The following is a 331-nucleotide window of genomic DNA, read 5'->3' as shown; positions in this document are numbered from 1 at the left end:
CACCACGTCGCCGGTGAAGCCCAGCTGCGGCAGGGCGTAGGCGATAGGATAGAGGCCCCAGGTGGCAAGGAAATACCACCAGATGTTCTTCGGCCACGTCTGCAATTGCGCCGGGCTAGTCTGCACGCCGCGCGTGATCACGCCGCGCACTTCCACGATAAGCCACACGAAGAACACGGTCGAGATGACGCCCCACAGGTTGAGACGGCTCCAGTCACCGGTTTCGCCGAACTGGCCATAAAGGCCGGTCCAGATCATCAGCACGCCGGGCATGATCATCCGGGCCGCACGTTTGTGCAATTCGGGGCGCGGCAGGCCGAAGGCGATGGCA

At 63.4% G+C, this 331-nt stretch carries 1 protein-coding gene; it reads right to left on the bottom strand.

What is annotated here, in order from left to right:
• Nucleotides 1-331: bacteriorhodopsin-like (locus A3736_RS17450; RefSeq protein WP_233999259.1), on the bottom strand; the 331-nt coding region annotated here is incomplete at both ends.

This window comes from Erythrobacter sp. HI0063 (assembly GCF_001635685.1).
In the GTDB taxonomy this organism is placed as follows: domain Bacteria; phylum Pseudomonadota; class Alphaproteobacteria; order Sphingomonadales; family Sphingomonadaceae; genus Qipengyuania.
The sequence above is the reverse complement of the archived record's forward strand: the minus strand, read 5'-3'. Positions and strand labels throughout refer to the sequence as shown.